General features: G+C 55.6%; 4 protein-coding genes and 1 pseudogene. 2 read left to right on the top strand and 3 right to left on the bottom strand.

Annotated features, from left to right (window positions below):
* Together OQK_RS21915 and OQK_RS21910 are read left to right on the top strand one after the other, a co-directional pair.
* The coding region (locus OQK_RS21915) for a LysR substrate-binding domain-containing protein (RefSeq protein ID WP_016774286.1) at nucleotides 1-315 on the top strand (315 nt) is incomplete at its 5' end.
* Nucleotides 316-483: 168 nt separating this feature from the next.
* The gene (locus OQK_RS21910; RefSeq protein WP_016774285.1) at nucleotides 484-1,443 is read left to right on the top strand and encodes an EamA family transporter; all 960 of its coding nucleotides are present in this window, start codon (nucleotides 484-486) and stop codon (nucleotides 1,441-1,443) included.
* A 64-nt stretch (nucleotides 1,444-1,507) separates the two neighbouring features.
* Here OQK_RS21910 and OQK_RS30580 read toward each other — a convergent pair whose 3' ends face one another.
* From OQK_RS30580 to OQK_RS21895, 3 genes and pseudogenes are all read right to left on the bottom strand, one after another.
* Nucleotides 1,508-1,798: a hypothetical protein gene (locus OQK_RS30580; protein ID WP_016774284.1), complete on the bottom strand. Its 291-nt coding sequence runs from the start codon at nucleotides 1,796-1,798 to the stop codon at nucleotides 1,508-1,510.
* Between the two features lie 80 nt (nucleotides 1,799-1,878).
* A complete protein-coding gene (locus OQK_RS21900; RefSeq protein WP_016774283.1) occupies nucleotides 1,879-2,535 on the bottom strand; it encodes a DUF2931 family protein in 657 nt (218 codons plus the stop codon).
* Nucleotides 2,535-3,808: pseudogene (locus OQK_RS21895) on the bottom strand (phospholipase effector Tle1 domain-containing protein); the annotation flags it as partial. The gene OQK_RS21900 and the pseudogene OQK_RS21895, both read right to left, overlap by 1 nt.

The following is a 3,808-nucleotide window of genomic DNA, read 5'->3' as shown; positions in this document are numbered from 1 at the left end:
TTGCAAGGCCCCGACGGGCAACGAGCACCGCTGGAGTCGGCGCCGCGCCTGTTGGTCAACGATCCGCAAGCGCTGTGTCAGTGCGCGCGCTTGGGATTGGGGGTTGCGCTGTTGGCGGTTCCGGATGTGCTGCCTTATCTGCAGGACGGCACGCTGGAAAGGGTTTTGCCGGGTTGGCATGTCGATGCGGGGCAGATCTATTTGTACTTTTCCAGCCAGAAACTGTTGCCGGCCAAAACCCGGGCGTTTGTGGACTTTCTGGTCGGTCAGGCTCGAGCGGATGGGTGGGCAACTCGACTCGATGCCCGGACTTAAAAAGCACGTCATACGACCTCTGAAACTCAACCAGCATCACGCCTAAGCGGTTTTTCAAGCCTTTCGAGCTTGCTGCGCCTGCTTGATTACGGTACAAATCAGGCAGTTGTACGACAACATAATAAAAACCTGAGCCACCCCGAGTGGCTATCATTTTTGAGATCTGCCATGTCCCGTCCTGAGTTTGCGCCAACCGTACCGCCACCCTTCCCTCGTTATCTCGCCGTGATCATTCTGTTGTGCATGGGCTGTGCGTTCGCCGGCAACCACGTCGCGGCACGGGTCGCTTTTGATGATGGCGCGGGCGTGTTGCTGGCAATTCTGATGCGCTCGGGCGGGACCTTGCTGGTGCTGGCCATTCTCGTCCTGTGGCAGCGGCAAAGCCTGCGCCTGCCGACGGGCGCGTGGCGTTGGCAACTGTTGTTGGGCCTGCTGATTACTGCGCAGAGCCTGTGTCTGTACTCCGCTGTCGCGCGGGTCCCGGTCGCTTTGGCGCTGCTGGTGGCCAACGTGTTTCCGATCCTGCTCGCCTTGCTGACCTGGGCGCTGGGCGGCCCACGACCAAGCGCGCGCACCGCGATGTTGATGGGCTTGATCCTCGTGGGATTGGTGTTCGTACTGGACGTCCCCGGACGTCTGTCAGACAGCGCCAGCGTCGGTCCGGAATGGCTACTGGGCGTTGCACTCGCCTTCTGCGCCGCCAGCGTATTCGCCTGCGCGCTGTGGATCACTGATCACAAGCTGTCGCAAGTGCGCGGCTCGGTGCGCAGCCTGCTGACCATCTTCATCGTCTTCAGCAGCGTCAACCTGGCCGGCCTGACCGGCGCCCTCCCCGGCGGACTCAACCTCCCCGCCACCTCAACCGGCTGGCTGGCCCTCGCCACGCTTGTGGTGCTTTATGGGACCGGCTTCATTGTGTTGTTCATCTCCGTACCCCGACTGGACATGCCACGCAACGCCCCGGTGATGAATATCGAACCACTCGCGACGTTGTTGATGGGCTGGATTGTGCTGGATCAAATGCTCAGCAGGGGACAGATCGTGGGTGGAGTGATTGTGGTGAGCGGAATTGTTTTGCTGACGTATCGCAAAGCGCCGGTGAAGGTTGGGGTGAAGGCTGAGGTTTGAGGGGATGTGGTGGCGGGACTCATGGTTGGCGAGTCCTGCTTATCGCTCCCGGCTCGATACCGGATCAGCAGAATTGCAGGCTCTCTAGGTCTACCTGGGCATAGCTTCCTATTTCACCCTTGTAGAGATAAATCGCAGTTACCTCCAGCTCCGTTCGTAAGAATTCCGCCAGCGTTCTGAGTCTGGTGCTTGTGGTCATGGCAGGGCGTACAACCGTCGCGCTACCGGGTTGGTCATCGTAAGTTCTGACGAGAAACTGATCGACACCATCCAGAATCAGGTAATTGAACCCTCGATACTCATAGCCTGCGTCGTAGTCGACATCATCGAAACGGTCGGCCTTTTCTATTCTCAAGACGCTGCCCCGCTAATTCGACTCAGCGAAATTGAAACGGTCTGGCGCCTGAAAAGTAGATGGCGCTCCATCAGCGTCATTTACCAACTACCGTACGGGATGCCGAACTTATCAATGTAACGCTTGGCCTTCTCACTCACGGGATAGGCATACTGACCACCGTTCTTGCCCAACTCCGGCCCCAGCGGTTCCAACTCTGCTTGGGTGCGGGCTACTTTGATCGGGCGTCGACACTGATCTCTGACCCAGACTTGGACTATGCCACCTGGTGCGAGTCCCAAATACACAGAAGCCATGAAGCGCGCCGTCCTGTCGGGAGTTTCGGCGCAGCGCTGATGGGTAGATGTCACCATCACTCGCCTGGCTTCCTCAGGAAAATCCACCCAAGCCCGGTAGGTTTTTTGTTCCGGTATAGATTGCCAGCGTACGAAAATTCGCTTGGGCAGATCTGCGCCTATAACCGGTTTCCCCGTACCTCCCACACCTACCCAGCCGCGCGCGGATTCTTTGTCGTCATTTGGTTCAGCGCCGCTGGCGTTTCCTCCCCCGGCTCGCAGAAACGTTCGACCGTTGATGTCTTCCACTGAGCTGTCTTCGACCCAAACGTTCATGAAATTGGGCTTGATAAACGCCAGTTCCCACCAAGGATATTTGGGATCGTTTTCACCTGAATTGGAGCCTGTCGCGTGACAGCCGGTAAAGGCCAAAACACCCAGTAGAGCCAAGAACATTCTCATTACCAAAGCTTCCAGTCAGCTACATGAGGATGCTGCATGCGAATGCCATCTTCCGTTGGTGAATTGATATAAACGGCTTTCAGGCCGCTGCCGTCCCGCCTTCCTTGCGGGTGATTCCAGTTGGCAGATGTGTGGATGTATTTCAATTGCAGCAATTTCTCCTCTTCAGCTGTGGTGCTGAAGTCACCGGCGATGAATCTTTCACAAAGCGGTTGCAGCTCTTGAGGAACGGCATACTCGGGTCGTTCGGGAATATCGTGGAGAGGAACACCTTTTTCTTTGGCCAATTGATACATGACTCTCAAATAAACCCTTGAGAGTTTGCCACTGACCGGGCGTTTGAGCTGAAGCCCAGCGTATACACGTTTGCGTTTAGGCCCGAAACGATCTTGCGGATCGGGCGGCAAAGCAAGCGCGGGGGGGGGTTACGATTTCCAACAGATCGGCAGGCCATCCTTTGGCGACCCATTGTTTTTTTACCATCGCGGCGTCCTGATAGATCGAAGTTGATTGAACGTCAGTGTTGCTCCATACATCAAGTCTCTGCATAGGGCTGACCAATACGCATTCCTCGACTTCGTCGAGATAGCTACCACCGATATCCGAATGCACACCCGGAAAAACATATTCGGGATAATCGGGATTGACATTGCTGAGGGCGAAATTGGCACGACATTCATCGCGCGCCACCAAGTGGACAACATCCTTGAAGAAGCGAGGGTCGAGATACAGTTTAATGCCCGGAGCAATGGGGCTATGCACTCTACCGAAATTAGTGAAACCGGCAATTGACGGCACGGTGTCGAATAGACCGATGAAGCCCATCCGGATACTGCTGCCGTATTGATCGAGAAAGGTGCGGCTGAAATTATGAGCGTAAGTGCTAAGCAGATCCCTTAACGGCCCCTGCTTGCCTCGTACAATTTCATTGCAGAAATGACGTGCCGCCGCTGCACCTCGACTGAATCCAAAGGTGTCAAAAGTTAGCGAGGCAATTTCACTGTTCGGATTTTCTTGAATGGCGTCTTCAACAACCTGTTTGATGAACGTAAACGAAGTCTGCACCCTACCGGCGACTCCCGTCTCTCCACGTCCCGTGCCTTGACCGACGATACTGTCTTTCTCGTTGGATTGAGTACCGATGCCTTCGATGTATAAGGGGCGTGACACCTGTTTTATAGGCCCTTCTCCATCAGCAATCGGAGCCTCGTAATACAGATCGGCAAGTTTTTTGATATTCGTCGCGCCAGAGCCATAACTGCTATCCGGATCT

The organism is Pseudomonas sp. R62 (genome assembly GCF_000257605.1).
In the GTDB taxonomy this organism is placed as follows: Bacteria; Pseudomonadota; Gammaproteobacteria; order Pseudomonadales; family Pseudomonadaceae; genus Aquipseudomonas; species Aquipseudomonas atacamensis.
The sequence above is the reverse complement of the archived record's forward strand: the minus strand, read 5'-3'. Positions and strand labels throughout refer to the sequence as shown.